21 protein-coding genes and 1 other RNA gene are annotated in these 19349 nt (G+C 69.9%); 12 read left to right on the top strand and 10 right to left on the bottom strand.

What is annotated here, in order from left to right; all coding sequences use genetic code 11:
- Positions 1-51: 51 nt before the first annotated feature.
- From ACS5Q7_RS17155 to ACS5Q7_RS17145, 3 genes are all read right to left on the bottom strand, one after another.
- A complete protein-coding gene (locus tag ACS5Q7_RS17155; protein ID WP_478340484.1) occupies positions 52-543 on the bottom strand; it encodes a dihydrofolate reductase in 492 nt (163 codons plus the stop codon).
- Between the two features lie 2 nt (positions 544-545).
- The gene (locus ACS5Q7_RS17150) at positions 546-1340 is read right to left on the bottom strand and encodes a thymidylate synthase (RefSeq protein ID WP_478340483.1); all 795 of its coding nucleotides are present in this window, start codon (positions 1338-1340) and stop codon (positions 546-548) included.
- A 260-nt stretch (positions 1341-1600) separates the two neighbouring features.
- Positions 1601-2395, bottom strand: a complete 795-nt coding sequence (locus tag ACS5Q7_RS17145) for a lysostaphin resistance A-like protein (RefSeq protein WP_478340482.1) — start codon at positions 2393-2395, stop codon at positions 1601-1603.
- A 39-nt stretch (positions 2396-2434) separates the two neighbouring features.
- On the opposite strand from ACS5Q7_RS17145, the gene ssrA reads away from it, so the two are divergent.
- Both ssrA and ACS5Q7_RS17135 read left to right on the top strand, forming a co-directional pair.
- Positions 2435-2817, top strand: a transfer-messenger RNA (tmRNA) gene (gene ssrA / locus ACS5Q7_RS17140).
- Between the two features lie 64 nt (positions 2818-2881).
- The gene (locus ACS5Q7_RS17135; RefSeq protein ID WP_478340481.1) at positions 2882-3505 is read left to right on the top strand and encodes an SspB family protein; all 624 of its coding nucleotides are present in this window, start codon (positions 2882-2884) and stop codon (positions 3503-3505) included.
- Between the two features lie 46 nt (positions 3506-3551).
- Here ACS5Q7_RS17135 and ACS5Q7_RS17130 read toward each other — a convergent pair whose 3' ends face one another.
- A complete protein-coding gene (locus ACS5Q7_RS17130; RefSeq protein WP_478340499.1) occupies positions 3552-4940 on the bottom strand; it encodes a cytochrome P450 in 1389 nt (462 codons plus the stop codon).
- A 167-nt stretch (positions 4941-5107) separates the two neighbouring features.
- Here ACS5Q7_RS17130 and fumC point away from each other — a divergent pair, with 167 nt between their 5' ends.
- From fumC to mepA, 5 genes are all read left to right on the top strand, one after another.
- On the top strand, positions 5108-6517 hold the full coding sequence (gene fumC / locus ACS5Q7_RS17125) for a class II fumarate hydratase (protein ID WP_478340480.1): 1410 nt from the start codon (positions 5108-5110) through the stop codon (positions 6515-6517).
- A gap of 69 nt (positions 6518-6586) precedes the next feature.
- Positions 6587-6784: a DUF4169 family protein gene (locus ACS5Q7_RS17120; RefSeq protein ID WP_478340479.1), complete on the top strand. Its 198-nt coding sequence runs from the start codon at positions 6587-6589 to the stop codon at positions 6782-6784.
- 9 nt (positions 6785-6793) lie between these two features.
- A complete protein-coding gene (locus ACS5Q7_RS17115) occupies positions 6794-7021 on the top strand; it encodes a ribbon-helix-helix domain-containing protein (protein ID WP_478340478.1) in 228 nt (75 codons plus the stop codon).
- A 96-nt stretch (positions 7022-7117) separates the two neighbouring features.
- Positions 7118-7735: a ParB-like protein gene (locus ACS5Q7_RS17110; protein WP_478340477.1), complete on the top strand. Its 618-nt coding sequence runs from the start codon at positions 7118-7120 to the stop codon at positions 7733-7735.
- Between the two features lie 215 nt (positions 7736-7950).
- Positions 7951-8871 carry a penicillin-insensitive murein endopeptidase gene (mepA, locus tag ACS5Q7_RS17105; RefSeq protein ID WP_478340476.1) on the top strand — a complete coding sequence of 307 codons (921 nt, stop codon included), beginning with the start codon at positions 7951-7953 and terminating at the stop codon, positions 8869-8871.
- 169 nt (positions 8872-9040) lie between these two features.
- On the opposite strand, the gene ACS5Q7_RS17100 is transcribed toward mepA, so the two are convergent.
- Positions 9041-9967: a sugar kinase gene (locus ACS5Q7_RS17100; protein WP_478340475.1), complete on the bottom strand. Its 927-nt coding sequence runs from the start codon at positions 9965-9967 to the stop codon at positions 9041-9043.
- A gap of 110 nt (positions 9968-10077) precedes the next feature.
- Here ACS5Q7_RS17100 and ACS5Q7_RS17095 point away from each other — a divergent pair, with 110 nt between their 5' ends.
- On the top strand, positions 10078-10950 hold the full coding sequence (locus ACS5Q7_RS17095; protein WP_478340474.1) for an SDR family oxidoreductase: 873 nt from the start codon (positions 10078-10080) through the stop codon (positions 10948-10950).
- Positions 10951-10957: 7 nt separating this feature from the next.
- Here the strand turns inward: ACS5Q7_RS17095 and ACS5Q7_RS17090 are convergent, their stop codons facing one another.
- Positions 10958-11707, bottom strand: a complete 750-nt coding sequence (locus ACS5Q7_RS17090) for a Crp/Fnr family transcriptional regulator (protein WP_478340473.1) — start codon at positions 11705-11707, stop codon at positions 10958-10960.
- Positions 11708-11944: 237 nt separating this feature from the next.
- Here ACS5Q7_RS17090 and dgcN point away from each other — a divergent pair, with 237 nt between their 5' ends.
- From dgcN to ACS5Q7_RS17075, 3 genes are all read left to right on the top strand, one after another.
- Positions 11945-12958, top strand: coding sequence for an N-acetyltransferase DgcN (gene dgcN, locus ACS5Q7_RS17085; protein ID WP_478340472.1), 1014 nt, complete (start codon positions 11945-11947; stop codon positions 12956-12958).
- A gap of 2 nt (positions 12959-12960) precedes the next feature.
- On the top strand, positions 12961-13944 hold the full coding sequence (gene dgcA / locus ACS5Q7_RS17080; protein ID WP_478340471.1) for an N-acetyl-D-Glu racemase DgcA: 984 nt from the start codon (positions 12961-12963) through the stop codon (positions 13942-13944).
- A 67-nt stretch (positions 13945-14011) separates the two neighbouring features.
- Positions 14012-14623 (top strand): hypothetical protein, encoded by a 612-nt coding sequence (locus tag ACS5Q7_RS17075; RefSeq protein ID WP_478340470.1) that lies wholly within the window; start codon positions 14012-14014, stop codon positions 14621-14623.
- A 3-nt stretch (positions 14624-14626) separates the two neighbouring features.
- On the opposite strand, the gene ACS5Q7_RS17070 is transcribed toward ACS5Q7_RS17075, so the two are convergent.
- The 3 genes from ACS5Q7_RS17070 to ACS5Q7_RS17060 are packed head-to-tail and all read right to left on the bottom strand — an operon-like array spanning position 14627 to position 17586.
- A complete protein-coding gene (locus ACS5Q7_RS17070) occupies positions 14627-14974 on the bottom strand; it encodes a DUF1491 family protein (protein WP_478340469.1) in 348 nt (115 codons plus the stop codon).
- Between the two features lie 10 nt (positions 14975-14984).
- Positions 14985-15662 (bottom strand): peptidoglycan-binding domain-containing protein, encoded by a 678-nt coding sequence (locus ACS5Q7_RS17065; protein WP_478340468.1) that lies wholly within the window; start codon positions 15660-15662, stop codon positions 14985-14987.
- A gap of 22 nt (positions 15663-15684) precedes the next feature.
- Complete coding sequence (locus ACS5Q7_RS17060; protein ID WP_478340467.1) at positions 15685-17586, bottom strand: PAS domain-containing sensor histidine kinase; 1902 nt, start codon at positions 17584-17586, stop codon at positions 15685-15687.
- Positions 17587-17814: 228 nt separating this feature from the next.
- On the opposite strand from ACS5Q7_RS17060, the gene ACS5Q7_RS17055 reads away from it, so the two are divergent.
- Positions 17815-18153, top strand: a complete 339-nt coding sequence (locus ACS5Q7_RS17055) for a hypothetical protein (RefSeq protein ID WP_478340466.1) — start codon at positions 17815-17817, stop codon at positions 18151-18153.
- Positions 18154-18175: 22 nt separating this feature from the next.
- Here the strand turns inward: ACS5Q7_RS17055 and ACS5Q7_RS17050 are convergent, their stop codons facing one another.
- Entirely contained in the window at positions 18176-19279 is a 1104-nt protein-coding gene (locus ACS5Q7_RS17050; protein WP_478340465.1) for a hypothetical protein, read from the bottom strand.
- Positions 19280-19349: the final 70 nt, after the last annotated feature.

Raw genomic sequence — 19349 nt, 5'->3', positions numbered from 1 at the left:
AGGCTGGCAGGTGGGCACGCGGAGCGCCGAGCGCAACCGCGACGGGCCGCCTCAGCGCAAACGCTGCAAGTCGACGAATGCGTAAGGATAATCGTCTCTGGGACCGGCCGGGTGCGACTCCCGGAACACCTCGCGATAGGCGGAGCGGTCGAAATCCGGGAAACGCACGTCGCCCTCGGGCTCGGCCTCGACCTCCGTCAGGTGGATGGTTTCCGCGTGCGGCAGGGAGAGTGCGTAGATCTCCGCGCCGCCCACCACCATCAGTTGCTCGCCCGCGGCCGCGACGGCGCTGTCCCAATCGTGCACCGTCTCCGCGCCCTCGACCCGGAAGCCGGGATCGCGGGTGAGCACCAGCGTCCGCCGGCCGGGCAAGGGCCGCCCGATGGACTCCCATGTGCGCCGGCCCATCAGCAGCGTCGTGCCCATGGTCAGCGCCTTGAAGCGCTTGAGATCGCTCGACAGGTGCCACGCGAGGCCGTTGTCGCGCCCGATCACGCCGTTGCGGGCGACGGCGACGACGAGGGCGATGGTCGGCACGGCCATGGTCAGACCGCGACCGGCGCGGCAATCGCTGGGTGCGGCGCGTAGCCCTCCACCGCGATGTCCTCGAAGCGGAAGGCGAAGAGATCGCGCACGGCCGGGTTCAGGCGCAGCTGCGGCAGGGGCCGGGGCTCGCGCTGCAACAGGGTCCGGGTCTGGTCGAGGTGGTTCCGGTAGAGATGCACGTCACCGAAGCTGTGCACGAAGTCGCCGGGGGCCAGCCCCGAGACCTGCGCGACCATATGAGTCAGCAGGGCGTAGCTCGCGATGTTGAAGGGCACGCCGAGGAAGGCATCGGCCGAGCGCTGATAGAGCTGGCACGACAGCCGCCCCTCGGCCACGTAGAACTGGAACAGGCAGTGGCAGGGCGCCAGCGCCATCCGGTCGAGATCGGCCGGGTTCCAGGCCGAGACCACGAGGCGGCGGGAATCCGGATTGCGGGCGATCTCGTCCAGGACCCAACGGATCTGATCGACGCTGCCGCCATCGGGCTTCGCCCAGGAGCGCCATTGCCGGCCATAGACCGGGCCGAGATCGCCCTGCTCGTCGGCCCATTCGTCCCAGATCGTCACGCCGTTCTCACGCAGGTAGGCGACGTTGGTGTCGCCCGCGAGGAACCACAGCAATTCGTGGACGATGGACTTCAGATGCAGCCGCTTCGTCGTGACGAGAGGGAAGCCCTGGCTGAGGTCGAAGCGCATCTGGTGCCCGAAGACCGAGAGGGTCCCGGTGCCGGTGCGGTCCTCCTTGGCCGTGCCCTCGTCGAGGATCCGTCGGAGTAGGCTGTGATACGCGTCCATGGGCACTCCTGCCCGCGAACGATGGCGGCAGGCTCGTTAATCGTCCGGAGAGGAGCCGTTTTCGGCTCCGTGCCGATCCGGCACGCTTAAGGAGATTCGTCCGTCCGAGTCCAGCGACGAGCGACGCACGACGCTCGTTCTCCCGCACCGTCTTTGCGAGCGCAGCGAAGCAATCCAGGGTAGCGCCACGTCCTGAGATGATCCGCCGCCCTGGATTGCTTCGCTGCGCTAGCAATGACGACGGAGGCCTGTCCCCAGGGTCAGTGGGGCCAGAGCAGGTACACGACCAGGGCGAGGTTCGACCATCCGTGCAGGGCGATGCCGGGCCAGAGCCGGCCGGTGCGCCAGCGCATGAACCCCAGGGCAAAGGCCAGTGGCAGCAGCGAGATCGGCCGGGCGAAACCGAACGACGAGACATGCGCCAGCGCGAAGGCCAGCGCCGTCGCCGTCACCGCCCAGACCGGCCCGAGAGCGCGGTTGACGATGTGATACATCTCGCCGCGCACCAGCAATTCCTCGGCCAGCGGCGCGAGGATGGTGAGGTAGGCGAGCCACGCCACCACCGCCGTCCGGTCCATGAAGGGCGAAAGGCGCAGGCCGCGCCCGAACCCGCCGCCCATCAATTCGGCCGTGCCCGTCACCCAGGCGATGTGCAGCACCGGCCAGAACAGCAGGATGCTGAGCAGGACCACGGGCCGCAAGCCGTTCGGCTTTTCCCGGTCGAGGGCGAGGCGGCGGCGCCAGAAGCGGCGGTCGCGCCACCACGCCCAGCCGATGACCATCGAGGCGAGGAGCACCTGCCGCAGCACGTCGACGGCGAAGGCCCGGTGAGCGAGTTGCACCACCCCGACGAAGGGCCGCCGGGAGAGCGGCAGGAACGGGTCGATCCCGTACCAGACATCGAATCCCACCCGCACGATGCCGAGGGCGGCGAGGCTCGCGGCGCCGAGGCAGACGATGCCGAAGGCGGCCATCCGGCCGAGGGCGAGGAGGGTCGAACCCAGCCCGCGCGAGGCCGTCCGATCGCGCGACTGCGCGTCGGCGGCCACACTCACCGGATCCCCCATCGCTTCCGGCACGGTTGCGGCGTGATCGGGCTTCAAAACCGGGCCGATCCCCTCTATATTCGTTTTGCCGGTCGCAAGGCCGGCTATGGCGATAAACGTTCTTCGAAATAAACCTATCGGACCCGGGGGCGGTACCCGGCGCCTCCACCCAAGCCCAGGACCGATGGCCGCAAGGCCGCGGGACCACCCACTGGGCTTCGGCGGGGGCGAAATAGGATCGACGAGGGCGTAAAGGTTGAGCTTTCGCTCGGCATGGTTCCGCCGTTATCGGGCCTTTGCAATAGTTGCCAACGACAACTTTGCTCCGGTGGCGGTGGCCGCGTAAGCGGTCCTCAATACCGATCTGAAGTCCTAGCGGGTAGCACCGCATAGGCGGGGTTCGGAGGCACCTGGCAACAGAAGCCTCCACTTCAGAATTCCACGGCTCCGGCACCGGGCCGAGGCGGCGGACGGGTCGGGCAAAGCGAACGCAGAATGGCAGACGACCTGATTCGCTACGACCTGCTGGTTCAGGACGCCCTGCGCGGCGTCGTCCGCAAGGTGCTCTCGGATGCGGCCCAGAACGGCCTGATGGGCGAGCACCACTTCTACGTCTCGTTCCGCACCGAGGCGCCGGGCGTGCGCATCTCCCAGGCCCTGCGCGACAAGTACCCGCAGGACATGACGATCGTCCTGCAGCACCAGTTCTGGGACCTGAACGTCACCGAGCACGCCTTCGAGGTCGGGCTGTCCTTCTCCGGCGTGCCGGAGCGGCTGCTCGTGCCGTTCGATGCGCTCTCCGGCTTCTTCGACCCGTCCGTGCAGTTCGGCCTCAAGTTCGATCTCGGCGAGGCGGGCAACGACATGCCGGTCGAGGGCGAGGCGCCGGTCGCCAAGAACGGTCCGCGCGGCGCGGCCTCCGAGCCGGGCGAGGTGAAGCCCAAGACCGGCACCGGCCTCGCGACCATCGGCGCCTCGGGCATCCCGACCGTTCTTCCGGCCCCGGCGGCCCAGGGCGGCAAGGGCGACGAGAAGGCGCCCCGCCCCGCCGCCAAGAAGGACGGCGAAGAAGGCACCGCCGAGGTCGTCAGCCTGGACGCGTTCCGCAAGAAGAGCTGACGGCTGCCGTCACTTGCGTGCGTCGGCCACGCAATGACGACGCGTCCTATCCCCTCACCGTCGCATCCATGCGCAACCCGTGCTCCGGCCGGAGCGTGACCCTGTGCAGGGGCATGACCGGCGGGTGATCCGACGGCAGGCGGAAGCGGACGACGCGCAGGACATGGGCGAGGAGGATCGTCGCCTCCTGCACCGAGAAGCTCTGGCCGATGCACACCCGCGGACCCGCCCCGAACGGCAGGTAGGTGAAACGCGCGATCCGGTCACGGTTTTCCGGCAGGAATCGCTCCGGCATGAAGGCGTCCGGCTCGTCCCAGAGAAGGTGGTGGCGATGCAGCACCCACGGGGCGATCAGCACCAGCGAGCCCTTGGGCACCTTAATCCGACCGAAGCGGTCCGGCTCGATGGCCTGACGGCTGAGGAAGGGCACCGGCGGGAACAGGCGCATCCCCTCCTCCACGATGGCGCGGATGAAGGGCAGCGCGTCGAGCGCGAAATCCCCCTCTCCGGCCGCGTCGATCTCGGCCTCGACACGCTCCTGCGCCGCCTCGTCCTGCGACAGGCAGTAGAGCGCCCAGGTCAGCGCGTTGGCCGTGGTCTCGTGGCCGGCGGCGATGAAGGTGACGATGTTCGCCCGCACGGCGAGGTCCGAAAGGCCGTTGCCGGTTTCAGGATCCTGCGCGGCGAGGAGCAGGGTCAGAAGATCCTGCGGCGCTTCAGCGGTCTCCATCAGCCTGCGACGCCGCGTGATGAGTTCGTCGACGACCTCCGCGAAGTATCGCCCGGCGGGGCGCGCCCGCAGCCGACCGATGCGCGGGATGAAGTCCGGCATGCCGAACACGTCGAGGGGGTCGATGGGTCCGACCGCTTCGAGAAAGCGGGTGATCGCACGGCCCAGGGCGTCCGGGTCACCGGGCAGCCCTTGCGTGAAGATCGTCCGTTCCAGCACATCGAGGGTGGCGCGGGTCATCTCCAGGGCGACGTCGACGCGCATCCCGTCGCGGCGGCGCAGGCGCTTGGCGATGCGGGCACCGGCCGCGTTCATCGCCGCCTCGAAGCTCCGCACGGTGCGCGCGGAGAAGATCGGCGCGAGGGTCCGCCGCTGAAGCCGCCACTCGTCGCCCTCGGCGCTGAGGAGCCCGTTGCCGAGCCCCGGCGCGAGCACGCGGCGCTGGAGGTCGTCCTTGCGGTAGGATTCGGCGTTGTCGATCAGCACCTGCCGGATCAGCGACGGCTCGCTCACCACGGTGATGCGCCCCATGACGCCCTCGGCCGCCACCACGGGCAGGCGGAAATGCGCATCCGCCCAGGTGGTGATCGGGTTGCGCCGGGCGGCCTTCAGGAAGTCGAGCAGGCCGAGCGGCTGCGTCAGCGGCGGCGGGACCGGCGGGCGAAAGCGAGTCGCGGCGGCGTGTCCCTGGACGGGATCGGTCAGGTCGGTGGGCAGGCTCGTCGCTCCCGGGCTCGTGGTGGCCTTCGCCGCCCCACCGTTTACGGTGGACAGAGCGGCATGGATGTCGGGCGGCCCCGACCTTGCGGCATCGCGCTCAGCCCCCGCCTCCGTTAAGTAGGCACCGCACTGCACCAGACGTAGAGGCCACGATGTCGCCCACCGAAACCGCGACCCGCACCGAATCCGATACCTTCGGCCCGATCGAGGTTCCGGCCCATCGCTACTGGGGTGCGCAGACGCAGCGCTCGATCCAGAACTTCAAGATCGGCACCGAGCACATGCCCGCGCCGCTGGTCCACGCGCTTGGTCTCGTGAAACAGGCCGCCGCCCTGGTGAACAAGGATCTCGGCGTCCTCGAGCCGCAGCTCGCCGACGCCATCGCCGCCGCCGCCGCGACCGTCGTGGCGGGCGAGTACGACGACGAGTTCCCCCTGGTGGTCTGGCAGACCGGCTCGGGCACGCAATCGAACATGAACGCCAACGAGGTGATCGCGAGCCTCGCCAACGAGGCGCTCGGTGGCCAGCGCGGCGGCAAGAGCCCGATCCACCCCAACGACCATTGCAACCGGGGCCAGTCCTCCAACGACACCTTCCCCACCGCGATGCACATCGCCGTGGCGCGGGAGATCGAGGGCCGGCTGATGCCCGCCCTCACGCATCTGCATTCGGCGCTCGATGCCAAGGCGAAGGCCTTCGAGAGCATCGTGAAGATCGGCCGCACCCACCTGCAGGACGCGACCCCGGTCTCGCTGGGCCAGGAATTCTCCGGCTACGCTACCCAGGTGGCGCTCGGCGGCGCCCGCGTCGCCGCGACCCTGCCGGGCGTGCTCGCCCTCGCCCAGGGCGGCACGGCGGTGGGCACGGGCCTGAACGCCCATCCCGAATTCGCTGACCGCTTCGCGGCGAAGGTCGCGGAATTGACCGGCCTGCCCTTCACCTCGGCGCAGAACAAGTTCGAGGCGCTGGCGACGCACGATGCCCTGGTCTTCACGCAGGGTGCGCTCTCGGCGCTCGCCGCCGGCCTGTTCAAGATCGCGCAGGACATCCGCCTGCTCGGCTCCGGCCCGCGCTCGGGCCTCGGCGAACTCTCCCTGCCGGAGAACGAGCCGGGCTCCTCGATCATGCCGGGCAAGGTGAACCCGACCCAGTGCGAGGCGCTGACGATGGTCTGCGCGCAGGTGATCGGCAACGCCACCACGGTGAGCTTCGCCGGCTCGCAGGGCAACTTCGAGCTCAACGTGTTCAAGCCGGTGATCGCCAACGCCGTGCTGCAATCGGTGCGTCTGCTGGCGGACGCGGCGGTGAGCTTCACCGACAATTGCGTCGTCGGCATCAAGGCCAACGAGGACAAGATCGCCGATCTGATGAGCCGTTCGCTCATGCTGGTCACGGCGCTGGCGCCCTCGATCGGCTACGACAAGGCCGCGACCATCGCCAAGACCGCGCACAAGAACGGCACGACCCTCAAGGAAGAGGCTCTGCGCCTCGGCTACGTGACCGAGGAAGAGTTCGAGCGCGTCGTGCGGCCGGAGACCATGCTGGCGCCCAGCGCCGAGTAAGACCGCGACGGGCCGGCGCGCTTCTTGCGCCGGCCCGGGCGATGCGCAGTGACACGGAGGGGTCGCGGGATGGGTGAGGTCATCAACCTTCGTCAGGTCCGCAAGGCCCGCGCCCGCGCCGAGGCCGACGCGCAAGCGGAAACGAACCGCATCGCCTTCGGCACCCCGAAGAAGACGAAGACCCTTCAGCAGAAGCGCAAGGCGCTGGACGAAACCCGCCACGAGGGCCACCGCCTGGAAGGCCTGGAGGACGAGGCCAAGGACTAGGCCGCCCCCTTGAGCCGTATCGTCAAACGGTCGGTGATGATCGCCGGCCACCGCACCAGCGTGTCCCTCGAAGATCCGTTTTGGCAGGCGCTGACCACCCTCGCCACCGACGAGGGGCGGTCCGTCCAGGCGCTGATCGGCGCCATCGACGGCGAACGCGGGGAGCAGAACCTCTCCTCCGCGATCCGGGTCCATGTTCTCGAAGCCGCGCGGAAGGGCCTGCTCCGCATATCGTGATGCGCCGTACACCGCGACGGCCACGCTCAGTGGTAGTTTATGACACTCGTGTGACTTAAGCTGCGCGGTTTCGACGCATCCTTACGCGAGACTTAAATGGCCAACCGCGAACCGCTTCTGTCCCCCGTCCCGATCACCGAACTGCGCCCGACACAGATGACGGTCGGCTTGAGGGAAGTCGCCGAGAAGCGGCGGCGCTGGCAGGAATACGATGCGGAGAAGAAGCGGGCCTTCCTCGGCGCGCACATGATCCCGACGCTGCTCGGGCCGAAGAAGCGGCACTACGTCATCGATCATCACCACCTGTCGCGCGCCCTGCACGAGGAAGGGGTGGAGCAAGTGCTGGTGACTGTCGTCGCCGACCTGCATCACCTCAGCAAGGATGCATTCTGGACGGTCTGCGATCACAAATCGTGGTCGCATCCCTACGACGCCGATGGTGTCCGGCAGCAATTCAAGGACATCCCGAAATCCATCTCGGACTTGAAGGACGATCCCTTCCGCAGCCTCGCGGGAGAATTGCGCCGGGCCGGTGGCTTCGCCAAGGACACGACGCCGTTCAGCGAGTTCCTGTGGGCGGATTTCCTGCGCCGGAACATCAAGGGCAAGCAGGTCGAGGACGACTTCTCGGCCGCGCTGGAGAAGGCGTTGTCCCTGGCGAAGTCGGCCGATGCCGGCTACCTGCCCGGCTGGTGCGGCCCCTCGAAGGGTTGAGCGGACACGGCGAGACAGGCGGCTGGGGGTTCCCGGCCGCCTCCCCGTCATCGCGAGATCAGCGAGGCAATCCAGACGGCACCGCCCGGCTCGGTTGAGCCGCGCCCGGGATTGCTTCGCCTCACCAAGACGGTACGGGTGTCGGGGTCCGCCCGAAAATCGCCGCGCTGACCCGCGACGCTGCAGCCTTTGCCGCTCCCGGACCGACGCCCCGCATGACGCTTCCGCGCCTAGCCTGCCTCTCGACCCTCGCCGCCCTGGCCGTGACCGGCGCGGCGTATGCCCAGGACAGGGGGAGCGTGAACCCGAAGCCCCTGCCGCCGCTCGCCAATCCCGACGACCCCTCGACGCCGGCCAAGGCCCTGTTCGGCCGCGTCACCCGCCCGAGCTCGGGGGCGCCGCACATCTACGGCTTCTACGCCAAGGGCTGCTTCTCCGGCGGTGAGGCGCTGGCTCTCGACGGGCCGCACTGGCAGGTGATGCGCCCCTCCCGCAACCGGATGTACGGGCTGCCGGTGATGGTCGATTTCCTCGAGCGGCTGTCCGAGAAGGCGACGCGGGTCGGCTGGCCCGGCCTCCTCGTCGGCGACATGGCGCAGCCGCGCGGCGGGCCGATGATCACCGGCCACGCCTCGCACCAGATCGGCATCGACGCCGACGTGTGGCTGACGCCGATGCCCGACCATCGCATGAGCCGCGCCGAGCGCGAGGAGACCTCCGCCACGGACATGGTGCGCAGCGACCGCCTCGACATCGACCCGGATGTCTGGACGCCGAACCACCTGCAACTGATCAAGCTCACCGCCGAGCAGCCGGAGGTGGAGCGCATCTTCGTCAACGCGGCGATCAAGAAGGCCCTGTGCCGGGAATCCGGCGGCGGGCGCTGGCTGTCGAAGGTGCGCCCGATGTACGGGCACAATTACCACTACCATATCCGCCTGAGCTGCCCGGCGGGCCAGGGCGATTGCCAATCGCAGGACCCGCCGCCCTCCGGCGACGGCTGCGACGACCTCGGCTACTGGTTCTCCGACGCTGTGCTCCACCCGAAGCCGCCGAAGGTGAAGCCGAAGCCCAAGCCGCCGATGACCATGGCGGCCCTCCCCGCCGCTTGCCGCGCGGTGCTGAAGGCGCCGTGACGACCGAGGGGCGATTGTCCCACTCTCTGCCTCATCCTAAGGTGCGGCGAAGCCGCCTCGAAGGATCGCTCCAGGGAGCGTAGAGCCATCTGGAGCCCTCCTTCGCGGCCCGCTGGCGCGGGCACCTCAGGATGAGGTGGGGGGTTCGGACGAAGGTTGTGAGCGGACTTCAGCCCGGCATCGCCTCGCGCGGGATGATCGCGCCGGGATGGGTGATGACCACGGCGGCGAGCCGGTGCCCGGCGAGCGCCGCGGCGGCCGGGGCCTCGCCGCGCAGGCGGGCCGCGAGATAGCCGGCCGCGAAGCTGTCCCCGGCAGCGGTGGTGTCCATGGGCGAAACCTTCTCCGGCACCGGCACCGCTTCGGCGGGGCCATCGCCGCGCACGAGGCACCCGGGCTCGGCGAGCTTCACCACCGCCTCTGCGACGCCGGCTTCGTCGAGCCAGGCCAGCACCGCATCGGGTGAGCCGTCCCCCGCGAGCGCGGCCCAATCCTCGCAGCCGGCGAGCACCACATCGCTCACGCCGGCCATGCGGTCGTAGGCCTCCCGCGCCTCGGCGAGATCGGGCCAGCCGCGCGGCCGGAAATTCGTGTCGAAGGCGATCGCGGCGCCGGCCGCGCGGGCTCGGTCCAGGGCGTCGAACAGCGCCTCCCGCGCCGGCCCGGCGAAGAGCGACAGGCTGATCCCTGAGAGGTAGACGAGCCCCGCCCCCGCGAGGGCCGCATCGGTCGCCGCGCGATGGGGCGGGTCGAACAGCCGGCGCACGGGCGCCGCGTCACGCCAGTAGAGGAACCGCCGCTCGCCGGACGGGTCGGTCTCGATGACGTAGAGGCCCGGCAGGCACCCGGGAATCCGGCGGACATGGCCGGTGCCGATGCCCTCGTCGTCCCAGGTGCGCAGCATCCCGTCGCTGAAATCGTCGTCGCCGAGGGCGGTGACGTAATCGACCGCAGCTCCCAACCGGGCGAGGTACAGGGCCGTGTTGAGCGTGTCGCCGCCGAACCCGCGCGAGAGAAGCCCGTCGGGCCGCGTGCGCAGTTCGAGCATGCATTCGCCGAGACAGGCGATGCGGCGTCCGGTCAGGTCGACGGGCATGGTCGGGCTTCCTGTTCGCGTCCCATCGCCACGGGACCGGCTTGGAACGTGAGCGATCCGGGTCCCGTTGGCGGGGTAACCGGTGCAAGGCGCACGGAAAAGGACCTCCCATGACCGATCCGCTCCACAAGTATCCCCGTCCGCCCTTCGAGGGCCAGCCGCAGAGCTTCCCCGGCAAGACCGGCAAGATGAGCCCCGAGCCGGACCACGGCGAGGAGAGCTACAAGGGCTCGGGCAAGCTCACGGGCAAGGCCGCGCTGATCACCGGCGGCGATTCCGGCATCGGCCGGGCGGTGGCCATCGCCTATGCCCGCGAGGGCGCGGACGTGGCGATCTCCTACCTCCCCGAGGAACAGAAGGATGCCGAGGCGGTCGGCCAGTGGATCGAGAAGACGGGCCGCAGGGCGCTGCTCCTGCCGGGCGACCTGAAGCAGGCGGGCTACGCCAGGGAGATCGTGTCGAAGACCGCCGAGGCGTTCGGTGGGCTCGACATCGTCGTGAACAACGGCGCCTTCCAGCAGCCGGGCAAAAGCCTGGAAGAGATCGAGGACCACATCTTCGAGGACCACTTCAGGACCAACGTGTTCGGCTCGTTCTACGTCACCAAGGCGGCGCTCGCGCATCTGAAGCCCGGTGCCTCGGTGATCTTCACCTCGTCGGTGAATTCGAAGCACCCGATGCCGACGCTCATGGCCTACAGCGCCACCAAGGGCGCCCTGAGCAACATGGTGCTCAGCCTGTCGCAGCTTCTTGCGGAGAAGGGCATCCGCGTGAACGGCGTGCTGCCAGGCCCGATCTGGACGCCGTTCATCCCGAGCGGGATGAGCGAGGACGCGGTGAAGACCTTCGGCAGCCAGGTGCCCTTCGGCCGCCCCGGCCAGCCCGCCGAACTCGCCTCGGCCTACGTGATGCTCGCCTCCGAGGAGAGCAGCTACACCTCCGGCGCCCTGATCACGGTAGCCGGCGCGATGCCGGTCTTCTAGGCGCTGCTTACTGCCTGACCACCTCCAGGCCGCGCGTCGTGTCGCGCGCGGCCTGGAGATGCAGATAGGACGGATCGAACTTCGCGAGCCGGCGCAGCCCCTCGGGATCGAGCAGGGTCAGGCGGCGGCTCTTCAGGCTGAGCAGCCGGGCCGCGCGCAGGTCCTGCAGCGTCCGGTTGATGTGGACCGTGGTCTGGCCCAGAGCGTCCGCGAGGTCGGGCTGGGTGAGCGGCATCGGGCAGCTCGTCCCGTCCGCGAGCCCCACGGCAGCGAGCCGCGCGTGCAATTCGCAGAACAGATGGGCGAGGCGCTCCACGCCCGAGCGGCGCCCGAGGCTCACCGTCCATTCCCGCTGAATCGCGGTGGCGGCCAGGGCTTCGCGGTGGAAGGCGAGGCCGAGGGCAGGATTGCGGTTCGTGAGGTCGACCATGGCCGGGCCGGGGATGCGGGCGATGGCCACCTGGGTGAGCGCTCCGATGGCGTGATCGCGCCGATCGAGCAGGAAGATGTGCGGATCGCAGCAATCCCCCGGAAGAAGGATCGAAATGATCTGGCGGCGGCCATCCTCGAACTGCCTGTAACGGCAGGCCCACCCGCTCAGCACGACGTTGACGGCGCGCGGATCCTCTCCCTCCTCCACAATATCGACCCGGGGCTCGATCATCCTCGGCGGCTCTACGACCTCCGCAAGCATGTCCCTGTCGGTGGTCGTCAAGGGAACGAAGTTTTTTAGCTTTCGCGACAGGGGGGTATCCATCAGGGCCGCGGACTTGTTGAAGATGCGATGTCTCGCCTAGCCGTGAGCCAAGCAGCGACCACCACACAGGTTATGATTGGTGATTCGTCCCGCCGGTTGTGTCCGATTTTGCTTGGGGCATGACAGGTTGAAACCCGGACCATCGCACGACATGGCTTGCGCGGAACCGCTTGGCTTCCTCCTTGCGGGACGGCGCTCCGATCCCGCATAGACGGATCGAAGCGAGAGGTCCGTCCGATGCAGATCGCCACGCCCTATCTGATGTTCCTGGGCGACGTGCCCGATGCGCTGGCGGCGAAGACCGCCTACGGCATCAAGGATTGGCGGCCGGAATGGTGCATCGGCCAGATGCGCCTGCCGGGCTGCAAGGCCGATCTCGGCATCCCCGACCTCACCCTGCCGGAAGCCCTCGCCAAGGGATGCCGCACCCTGGTGGTCGGCGTGGCGAACGCGGGCGGCGTCCTGCCGGATCATTGGGTGAAGGAGATCGTCGCCGCCGTCGAGGCCGGGTTCGATGTGGCGAGCGGCCTGCACGTGCGCCTCGGTGCCGTGCCCGCCATCGCCGACGCCGCCGCGCGGAGGGGCAGCCGCCTCCACGACGTGCGCCACAGCAGCGAGACCTTCCCCACCGGCAAGGGAACGCGCCGCACGGGCCGCCGCCTGCTGACCGTGGGGACCGACTGCTCGGTGGGCAAGAAGTACACGACGCTGGCCCTGGAGAAGGGCATGCGCGCCCGCGGGCTCGACGCGGATTTCCGCGCCACCGGCCAGACCGGCGTATTCATCTCCGGCAAGGGTGTCGCCATCGACGCGGTGGTGGCCGATTTCATCTCCGGCGCCGTCGAGACGATCTCGCCCGAGGCCGCGCCGAACCATTGGGACCTCATCGAGGGCCAGGGATCGCTCTACCACCCGTCCTTCGCGGGGGTGAGCCTCGGGCTGCTGCACGGCGCGCAGCCCGATGCCTTCGTGGTCTGCCACGAGCCGACCCGGACCACGATGCGCGGGGTCGCCCACAAGCTCCCCACGATCCAACAGGTCATCGACCTCACGGTGCAGCTCGGCAGCCTGACGAATTCCGGCATCCGCCCCGTGGGCATCGCCGTGAACACGCAGGCGCTCGACGAGGACGCGGCCCGCGCGCTCCTCGATGCGCTCGCCGCCGAGCACGGCCTGCCGGCCACCGACCCGGTGCGGTTCGGCGTCGACGCTTTGGTCGACAGGATCGTCGCCGACTTCCCGGAGGCCTGACCATGGCGCGCCGCCTCAGCCTGTCGGTCGAGCGTTTCCCCATCGCGGGGGCTTTCACCATCTCGCGCGGCAGCCGCACCGAGATCGCCGTCGTGGTGGCGCGGATCGAGGACGGCGCCCATGCCGGCCACGGCGAGTGCGTGCCCTATCCGCGCTACGGCGAGAGCGTCGAGAGCGTATCGGCCCTCATCGAGGCTCAGCGAGACGCCCTGGCCGGGGGCATCGACCGCGAGGCCTTGAGCCGGTCGATGCCGGCGGGTGCGGCGCGCAACGCCCTCGACTGCGCCCTCCTCGACCTGGAGTCCAAGCAATCCGGCCGCCGCGCCTGGGAGATCCTGGGCCTCCCCGCTCCCGTGCCGGCCGTCACCGCCTACACGCTGAGCCTCGGCACGCCGGAGAGCATGGGCGAGGCGGCGCGGAAGGCGGCCGCGCGCCCGCTTCTCAAGGTGAAGCTCGGCGGCGACGGCGACCCGGAGCGGATCGCCGCCGTCCGGGCCGGCGCGCCGGATGCGCGCCTGATCGTGGATGCGAACGAGGCATGGCGACCGTCGAACCTCGAGGCTAACCTCGCGGCCTGCCTTGCGGCGGGTGTCGCGCTGATCGAGCAGCCGCTGCCGGCGGGCGAGGACGACCTGCTCGCCGAGATCCCCCATCCCGTGCCGGTCTGCGCCGACGAGAGCCTGCACGACCGCGCGGGGCTCGATGCCCTGGCCGGGCGCTACGATGCGATCAACATCAAGCTCGACAAGACCGGCGGGTTGACCGAGGCGGCGATGCTCGCGGCCGAGGCGCGGGCGCGGGGGCTGACCGTGATGGTCGGCTGCATGCTCGGCACCTCGCTCGGCATGGCCCCGGCCACGCTGCTGACGGGAGGCGCCGCCTTCATCGACCTCGACGGCCCGCTTCTGCTGGCGCGGGACCGGACGCCGCCGCTCCGCTACGAGGGCAGCACCATCTTTCCGCCCGAGCCGAGTTTGTGGGGGTAGTCGCGGCTCGCCGGGTCGTGAGCTTGGCCGTCTGTCGCGATCGGTCCGGCGGCTGTATCATGCCGGCATGACCGGATCGGCCGCCCTTCGCCCGCTCGTCGCCTGCCTCGCCCTGCTCTGCGGCGCGGGGCCTGCGGCGGCGCAGTTCGTGCCCTTCTCGGCGGGCTTCGGCCCCCTGCCCTCCTTCGCGTGGCCGGGACCGGAGAGCGACCGGCCGAGCCGGTGGGAGGGTTCCTACGCGCGGCTCTCCACCGGGTTCGAAGCCGTCTCCTCGAAGCGATACGGCGGCTATTCCGGCCCGACCCTCGGCTTCGAGGGCGGCCGGTTCTGGCAGGAGGGGCGCTTCGTCTACGGCATCTCCGGCGGCGTCGATGCCCTGATGCCGTCCGGGGGCTCGCTGAACCCCGGGTTCGGCCGGCTCGCCTATTCCCGCGATTTCGCGGGCGCCGTCCACGCGCAGGTCGGGACGCTGCTGACGCCGAACGTGCTCCTCTACGGCAAGGTCGGCGGCTTCGCGGTCCACGAGACCCTGCGCGCCGGGCCGACCCCGTTCTCGCCGCCCTTCACCCGCGACGACGTCGCCGTCCTGCCAGATGCCCGGGTCGGGCTGGAGTGGGCCGTGACCGACCGCCTCTCCGTCGCGGTGGAGGCCGGCGCCGTCGGCAACCGCCTGCGCTGAGGCTCACTCCTCGGCGATGTCGAGGAAGTGCCGGCCCGCGCGGTCATCGATCTCGATGATCCACAGGTCGGAATCGAAGCGGATCTCCCGCGTGAGACGCTCCTCCACATCGAGGGGCATCGCACCCGTGAGCACGGGGGTGAAGCGCCGCTCGCCCAGATCCTCTGCCTCGGCCATCAGCGCCTGGGGTGCCGGGCCGTAGAGATCGGCGGTGCCGTCGAGGCGGTCGACCTTCACGAAGATCGCGCCTGCTTCCGCCGCGCCGCGACGCCGGAGGACGGCGGGAATGGCGAGGTCGTTGAGCCGGCGCAGATGCGCGGAGACCCAGAAATCGGAACGCAGGCGGGGCATGGGCGCGAGCCTACCCCTTCGCCGCCCCGGCTTCGAGGGCCTTCAGCGTGCGCCCGGTCGCCTCGCCCGTTACCGGCAGCTTGCGGTCGCGCTCGAACTTCTCGATGGCCGCCTTGGTGGCGGGACCCATGGCGCCATCGGCCTTGATCGGCCCGTATCCGAGTTTCGACAGCGCGCGCTGCGCCCGCGTCACGGCGGCGTCCTGAGCGGGCGCCTCGGCCTTCACGGCGGCGGGCTTCACGCGCGGATTGACCGAGGCGGTCGTGTCCTCGGCCCGGATCAGGTCGCCGATGGAATCCCCGGCAGGCTTCGCCGTCTCCTTGGGCACCTCCCTGGCCGCCTCCCGCACGACCGGCGCGGGGGCCGGCGCGGGCGCCTTCTCGGCGACCTTGGCGGCGACCTTGGCGGGCACCTGCGGCAGGATCGGCGCCGGATGGCGGGTTTTCTGGGCGTCGAGGGCGTTGACGCAGATGAAGCCGGCGGCACCGATGGCGATCACCGCGCCGAAGACCGTTCCCGGCCGCTCGCGGCAATGGACCTTGCCCTCGGCGAGGCCGTGGCGAAGCAGCTGGGCCGCGACGCCCTTCCAGCCGCCCGTCCGGGCCGGCGGCATCGGTCTCCGAGCGGCCCGCGCCGGGCGCCGCTGGCGCCCCTCGCTCGCGACGGTGATCTCGCGATAGCCAGCCATCGAATCTCCTTCCAGGCTCTCCTCAGCCGGCCCGCCGGAACGGAACCGATGCGGTCAGATCGGACGCCGCCACCGCGCCGGAAATCGGCTCGGGGTCGAACAGGCCGAGGGGAAGCCTCACAACCTTGGGCTTTGCCTGCGCCGCACCGCGGATGGCGGTGAAGATCGGCGCGGGGCCGCCCGGCGCATCTTGGTCGCAACCGGCATAAGGAAGTGTCACCGTCACGATGGTTCCGAGGCCCGGCGCGCTCTCGATGCGGATCGTGCCGCCGTGCAGGCCGACGAGACCCTGTACAACCGAGAGTCCGAGGCCCGTGCCCTCGTGGCTGCGCGCATAGCCGCTGGTGCCCGCCTGGAAGAACGGGGTGCCGAGGCGCGGCAGATCGTCGGCGGCGATGCCGACGCCGGTATCGGCAACGGTGATCTCGAGCCCGTCCACCGCCCGGTGCAGGCTGACCGCCACGGTGCCGCCCGCGCCCGTGTATTTCAGGGCGTTCGAGATGAGGTTGATGAGCACCTGACGGCAGGCGCGGGGATCGGCCACGATCTCCTGCGGACCGGTCGGGTTGGCGATGAGCTGGACCTCGCCCTCGCCGGCCTTGAGCTTCATCAGGTTGCAGCAGGACAGCACCAGTTCGGACGCGTCCATCATGTCCGGCTTGTAGTCGAAATTGCCGCTCTGGATCCGGCTCATGTCGAGCAGCGTGTTGACCACGTCGAGGAGGTGGCGGCCCGATTGCTGGATGACTCCGGCGTATTCCCGCGATTGATCCGGCCCGAGCTTGATGCCGCCGGCCCCGGACAGGACCTCGGAGAAGCCGATGATGGCGTTGAGCGGCGTGCGCAGCTCGTGGGTGACGTTCGCCAGGAAGCGACCCTTCACTGCGTCGGCGAGTTCGGCGGCCGTGCGCGCCGCCTCCAGTTCCTGGGCGTGGCGGTGATGCTCGGTCATGTCGCGGGTGACGGCGACGACCGTCATCTCGCCGGCGACGCCCGCATCGGCGATGCGGTGGGCGCGCATCTCGACATGGATCAGGTCGGCGCGGTCGGTGCGGCGGGCGGCCGGGTCGACATGGAGCCGCACGGCCAGCGTCGCCGGGCGGCCGGTGGCCGCGACGTCGCTCAGCGCACTGAGCAGGGCCGGACGGTCGGCGACATGGACGCGCTTCAGCAGGCCATGGCCGCGCAGGCTCGCCGCCTCGCTGCCGACAAGCTTGATCGCGGAGGCCGAGGCCTCGATCACCCGGCCGTTGCAATCGTGCCATGTGACCAGATCGTCGATGGCCGAGAGCAGCAGGCGGTCACGGGCTTCGTTGCTGCGTAGACGCTCGCGCCACGCGCCCTCGTTGCGCAGGTGCTCGAGGGCCTGGGCCGCGACATGGCCGAGGGCGGCCAGGGCGAAGACCGGAAGGGCGATGTTCACCGGGAGGGGGATCACCGGCTCCGAGCCGAGCCAGAGCGCACCGAGCAGCACGGCCCCGATGCCGAGGGCGGCGAGCACCGTCGCCGCCATGGTGGCGCGCCACGAACCCGAGACCAGGGCTTCCAGGGGAATGACCGCCAGCCACACGGCGGCGGGCGAGGCCGGGCCGCCGGTCATCATGGCGAGGCAGACGACGAGGCCGGTGAGCCCGGCCGATGAGACCGCGTGGGCGATCCAGAGCGAGCCGGTGCGCGAGAGAAGGACGGCGGCGAGGACCGGCAGGAGCAGGCTCGCGAAGGCCGCGGCCTCGATGGCGGAGGGGACACCCCGCCACAGCAGATAGGGCGGCAGCGCGGCCATGGTGACGAGACCGGTGGCGAGGCGGGAGACGAGGAACCGCTCGTGGCGGTGCCGCATGCCCGAATCCTCGCTCGCCGAGCGGTGAACGAGACCGGCGAGGCGCTCGTCGAACAGGCTGGTCAGGACTTTATGAATGGTCAAGACTCACACGCGCGGCGCCGAGGTGCTTGTCAGACACCCGAAACGCTTCCTGTTCGACTTCGAACGACACGAATAAGCTCTCAGACCGCCCTTAAACGAGTGTTGCGGGACTTCGACGACCGCTGGAGATGCTTTCCACGAAGTAACCGAGATCGATGGTGAATACGTTCACCATGCCGCGGAAATGGCGCGAACGGTTGACGCCCGCTTCACCGAACCCGGCCAATCGTGCGCGTCAGATTCACGAAGGGTCGCCCGATGCTGTTCGTCCTGCGCATCGTCCTGGTGGTCGGGGCGCTGTCCTATTTCGCGCTGCTGCGCGGTGGCGCCGACCCCGTCGAAGAGGCGCGCAAGCTCGCCCCCCTCCCCTCCGCGAAGGCAATCGCCCCGTCCGTCTCGGCCCTCGTGCCGGTCGAGACCCGCGAGCGCGTGGCTCGCGACGTCCTCGCCAAGGGCCTGATCGCCGAACTGAGCCGAAGGGCCGGCGCCGAGGAACCATCGGCCTCCCGCGATACGCTCAGCGAGGCCGATCGCAATCCCGCCTGGCGCGGCGTGGCGCGGCCTTGAGGCCGGGGGCTCGACGCGAAACCTAGCGGCTGCCGTCGAGCCGGTTTCGCACGGGCGGCGCCGTGCGCTGCGGGGCCGCGCGTTCCGCGCCGTGGCGGAAGGAGGCTTCCGGCCCGTGATAGGGCCTGTGAAGGTCCGGCGTCCGCTCGGCGACGGGCCTGTCGAGGAGGGCGGCCAGCAGGTCGCGGGCTGCGGCGCGGCTCATGGAGCGGAACACGGCCACCAGCGCCGAAACCCGCTGCGCCGAACGCGCGACGCCCTGGTTCAGGGTCAGGAAGACGTAGACCGCCTCGTCCTCGTGCAAGCCTGCCGCGCGCATGGCCAGCGTCAGGAGGTCGTATCGGGCATCGGGTTCGTCGGCTTCGGTCACGAAATCGCCCGGCAGGCCGAGGGATGCGGCGAGCGTTTCGACAAAGGCGGGCACGTCCCGGTCGGTAGAAAGGGCCGTGAGCGCCGCGCCGAGGCCGCGCGGCACCGGCGGACACGGCCGCAATCCAGCGGTTGCCTCGACGGCCCTGACGATGGCCTCACGCATGGCCGGATCGGCATGAAGGTAGAGGGGCGTCAGTTCGGCCGGCGCGAGTTCGGGCCGCTTCAGGATGATGCGGGCGAGATCCGCGGCGCGGCGTGCCCGGCCGACCAGCCGGCGCAGGGGCTCGCCGTCGAGCGTCACCCCCTGATTGAGCGCAAGGGCCAGATCGACTTCCGGTCGCCCATCGCAGGACAGATCCTCGACCGCCTCGCGCCGCAGGGTGGGCAGCGCGGCGAGACGGGCCGTCAGCATGGCCGCCAGCGGCGCCTCATCCCCCGTCTTGTCCGTCGTCCCCGTTCCCGCCGCCGGCACCGCGCCGTTGCCGCGCGCGGCCAGGGCCTCTAGGACGGAAGGTGGCGTCTCGGGATGATCGCGGAGCTTCTCCGCGACGATCCGAACGGTCTCCTGATCGACGGTGGGGATCAGTCCGCAGGCCAGGGACGCGAAAGTCTCGCGCATCGCCCGGTCCCGGCGAGGTGCGCGCAAGTAGAGGTCCGTCTGCACGCGCAGGATGACGGGCTTGAGATCGAGCTGTTCGATCCTCGACAGTTCGAGGAGCCCGGAAAGGTCCGGCAGCGCATCGGATGCAGGCATCAGGGACCGGTTTACGCACGAGTACCGTTAGCCGAACCTAAGGCAGCGGCGTGAATCGACCTTTAAGCTG

The sequence above is a fragment of the Methylobacterium sp. Gmos3 genome, from assembly GCF_056430985.1.
This window is presented reverse-complemented; position numbering and strand designations above follow the sequence as displayed.

Excerpts from the sequence above, each read along its gene's own strand:
- ACS5Q7_RS17150 (WP_478340483.1), bottom strand. The coding sequence starts at position 1,340 with ATGGACGCGTATCACAGCCTACTCCGACGGATCCTCGACGAGGGCACG.
- ACS5Q7_RS17120 (WP_478340479.1), top strand. The coding sequence starts at position 6,587 with ATGGGTGAGGTCATCAACCTTCGTCAGGTCCGCAAGGCCCGCGCCCGC.
- dgcN (WP_478340472.1), top strand. The coding sequence starts at position 11,945 with ATGCAGATCGCCACGCCCTATCTGATGTTCCTGGGCGACGTGCCCGAT.
- dgcA (WP_478340471.1), top strand. The coding sequence starts at position 12,961 with ATGGCGCGCCGCCTCAGCCTGTCGGTCGAGCGTTTCCCCATCGCGGGG.
- fumC (WP_478340480.1), top strand. The coding sequence starts at position 5,108 with ATGTCGCCCACCGAAACCGCGACCCGCACCGAATCCGATACCTTCGGC.
- ACS5Q7_RS17090 (WP_478340473.1), bottom strand. The coding sequence starts at position 11,707 with ATGGATACCCCCCTGTCGCGAAAGCTAAAAAACTTCGTTCCCTTGACG.
- ACS5Q7_RS17070 (WP_478340469.1), bottom strand. The coding sequence starts at position 14,974 with ATGCCCCGCCTGCGTTCCGATTTCTGGGTCTCCGCGCATCTGCGCCGG.
- ACS5Q7_RS17095 (WP_478340474.1), top strand. The coding sequence starts at position 10,078 with ATGACCGATCCGCTCCACAAGTATCCCCGTCCGCCCTTCGAGGGCCAG.
- ACS5Q7_RS17100 (WP_478340475.1), bottom strand. The coding sequence starts at position 9,967 with ATGCCCGTCGACCTGACCGGACGCCGCATCGCCTGTCTCGGCGAATGC.
- mepA (WP_478340476.1), top strand. The coding sequence starts at position 7,951 with ATGACGCTTCCGCGCCTAGCCTGCCTCTCGACCCTCGCCGCCCTGGCC.
- ACS5Q7_RS17065 (WP_478340468.1), bottom strand. The coding sequence starts at position 15,662 with ATGGCTGGCTATCGCGAGATCACCGTCGCGAGCGAGGGGCGCCAGCGG.
- ACS5Q7_RS17110 (WP_478340477.1), top strand. The coding sequence starts at position 7,118 with ATGGCCAACCGCGAACCGCTTCTGTCCCCCGTCCCGATCACCGAACTG.
- ACS5Q7_RS17075 (WP_478340470.1), top strand. The coding sequence starts at position 14,012 with ATGACCGGATCGGCCGCCCTTCGCCCGCTCGTCGCCTGCCTCGCCCTG.
- ACS5Q7_RS17155 (WP_478340484.1), bottom strand. The coding sequence starts at position 543 with ATGGCCGTGCCGACCATCGCCCTCGTCGTCGCCGTCGCCCGCAACGGC.
- ACS5Q7_RS17135 (WP_478340481.1), top strand. The coding sequence starts at position 2,882 with ATGGCAGACGACCTGATTCGCTACGACCTGCTGGTTCAGGACGCCCTG.
- ACS5Q7_RS17050 (WP_478340465.1), bottom strand. The coding sequence starts at position 19,279 with ATGCCTGCATCCGATGCGCTGCCGGACCTTTCCGGGCTCCTCGAACTG.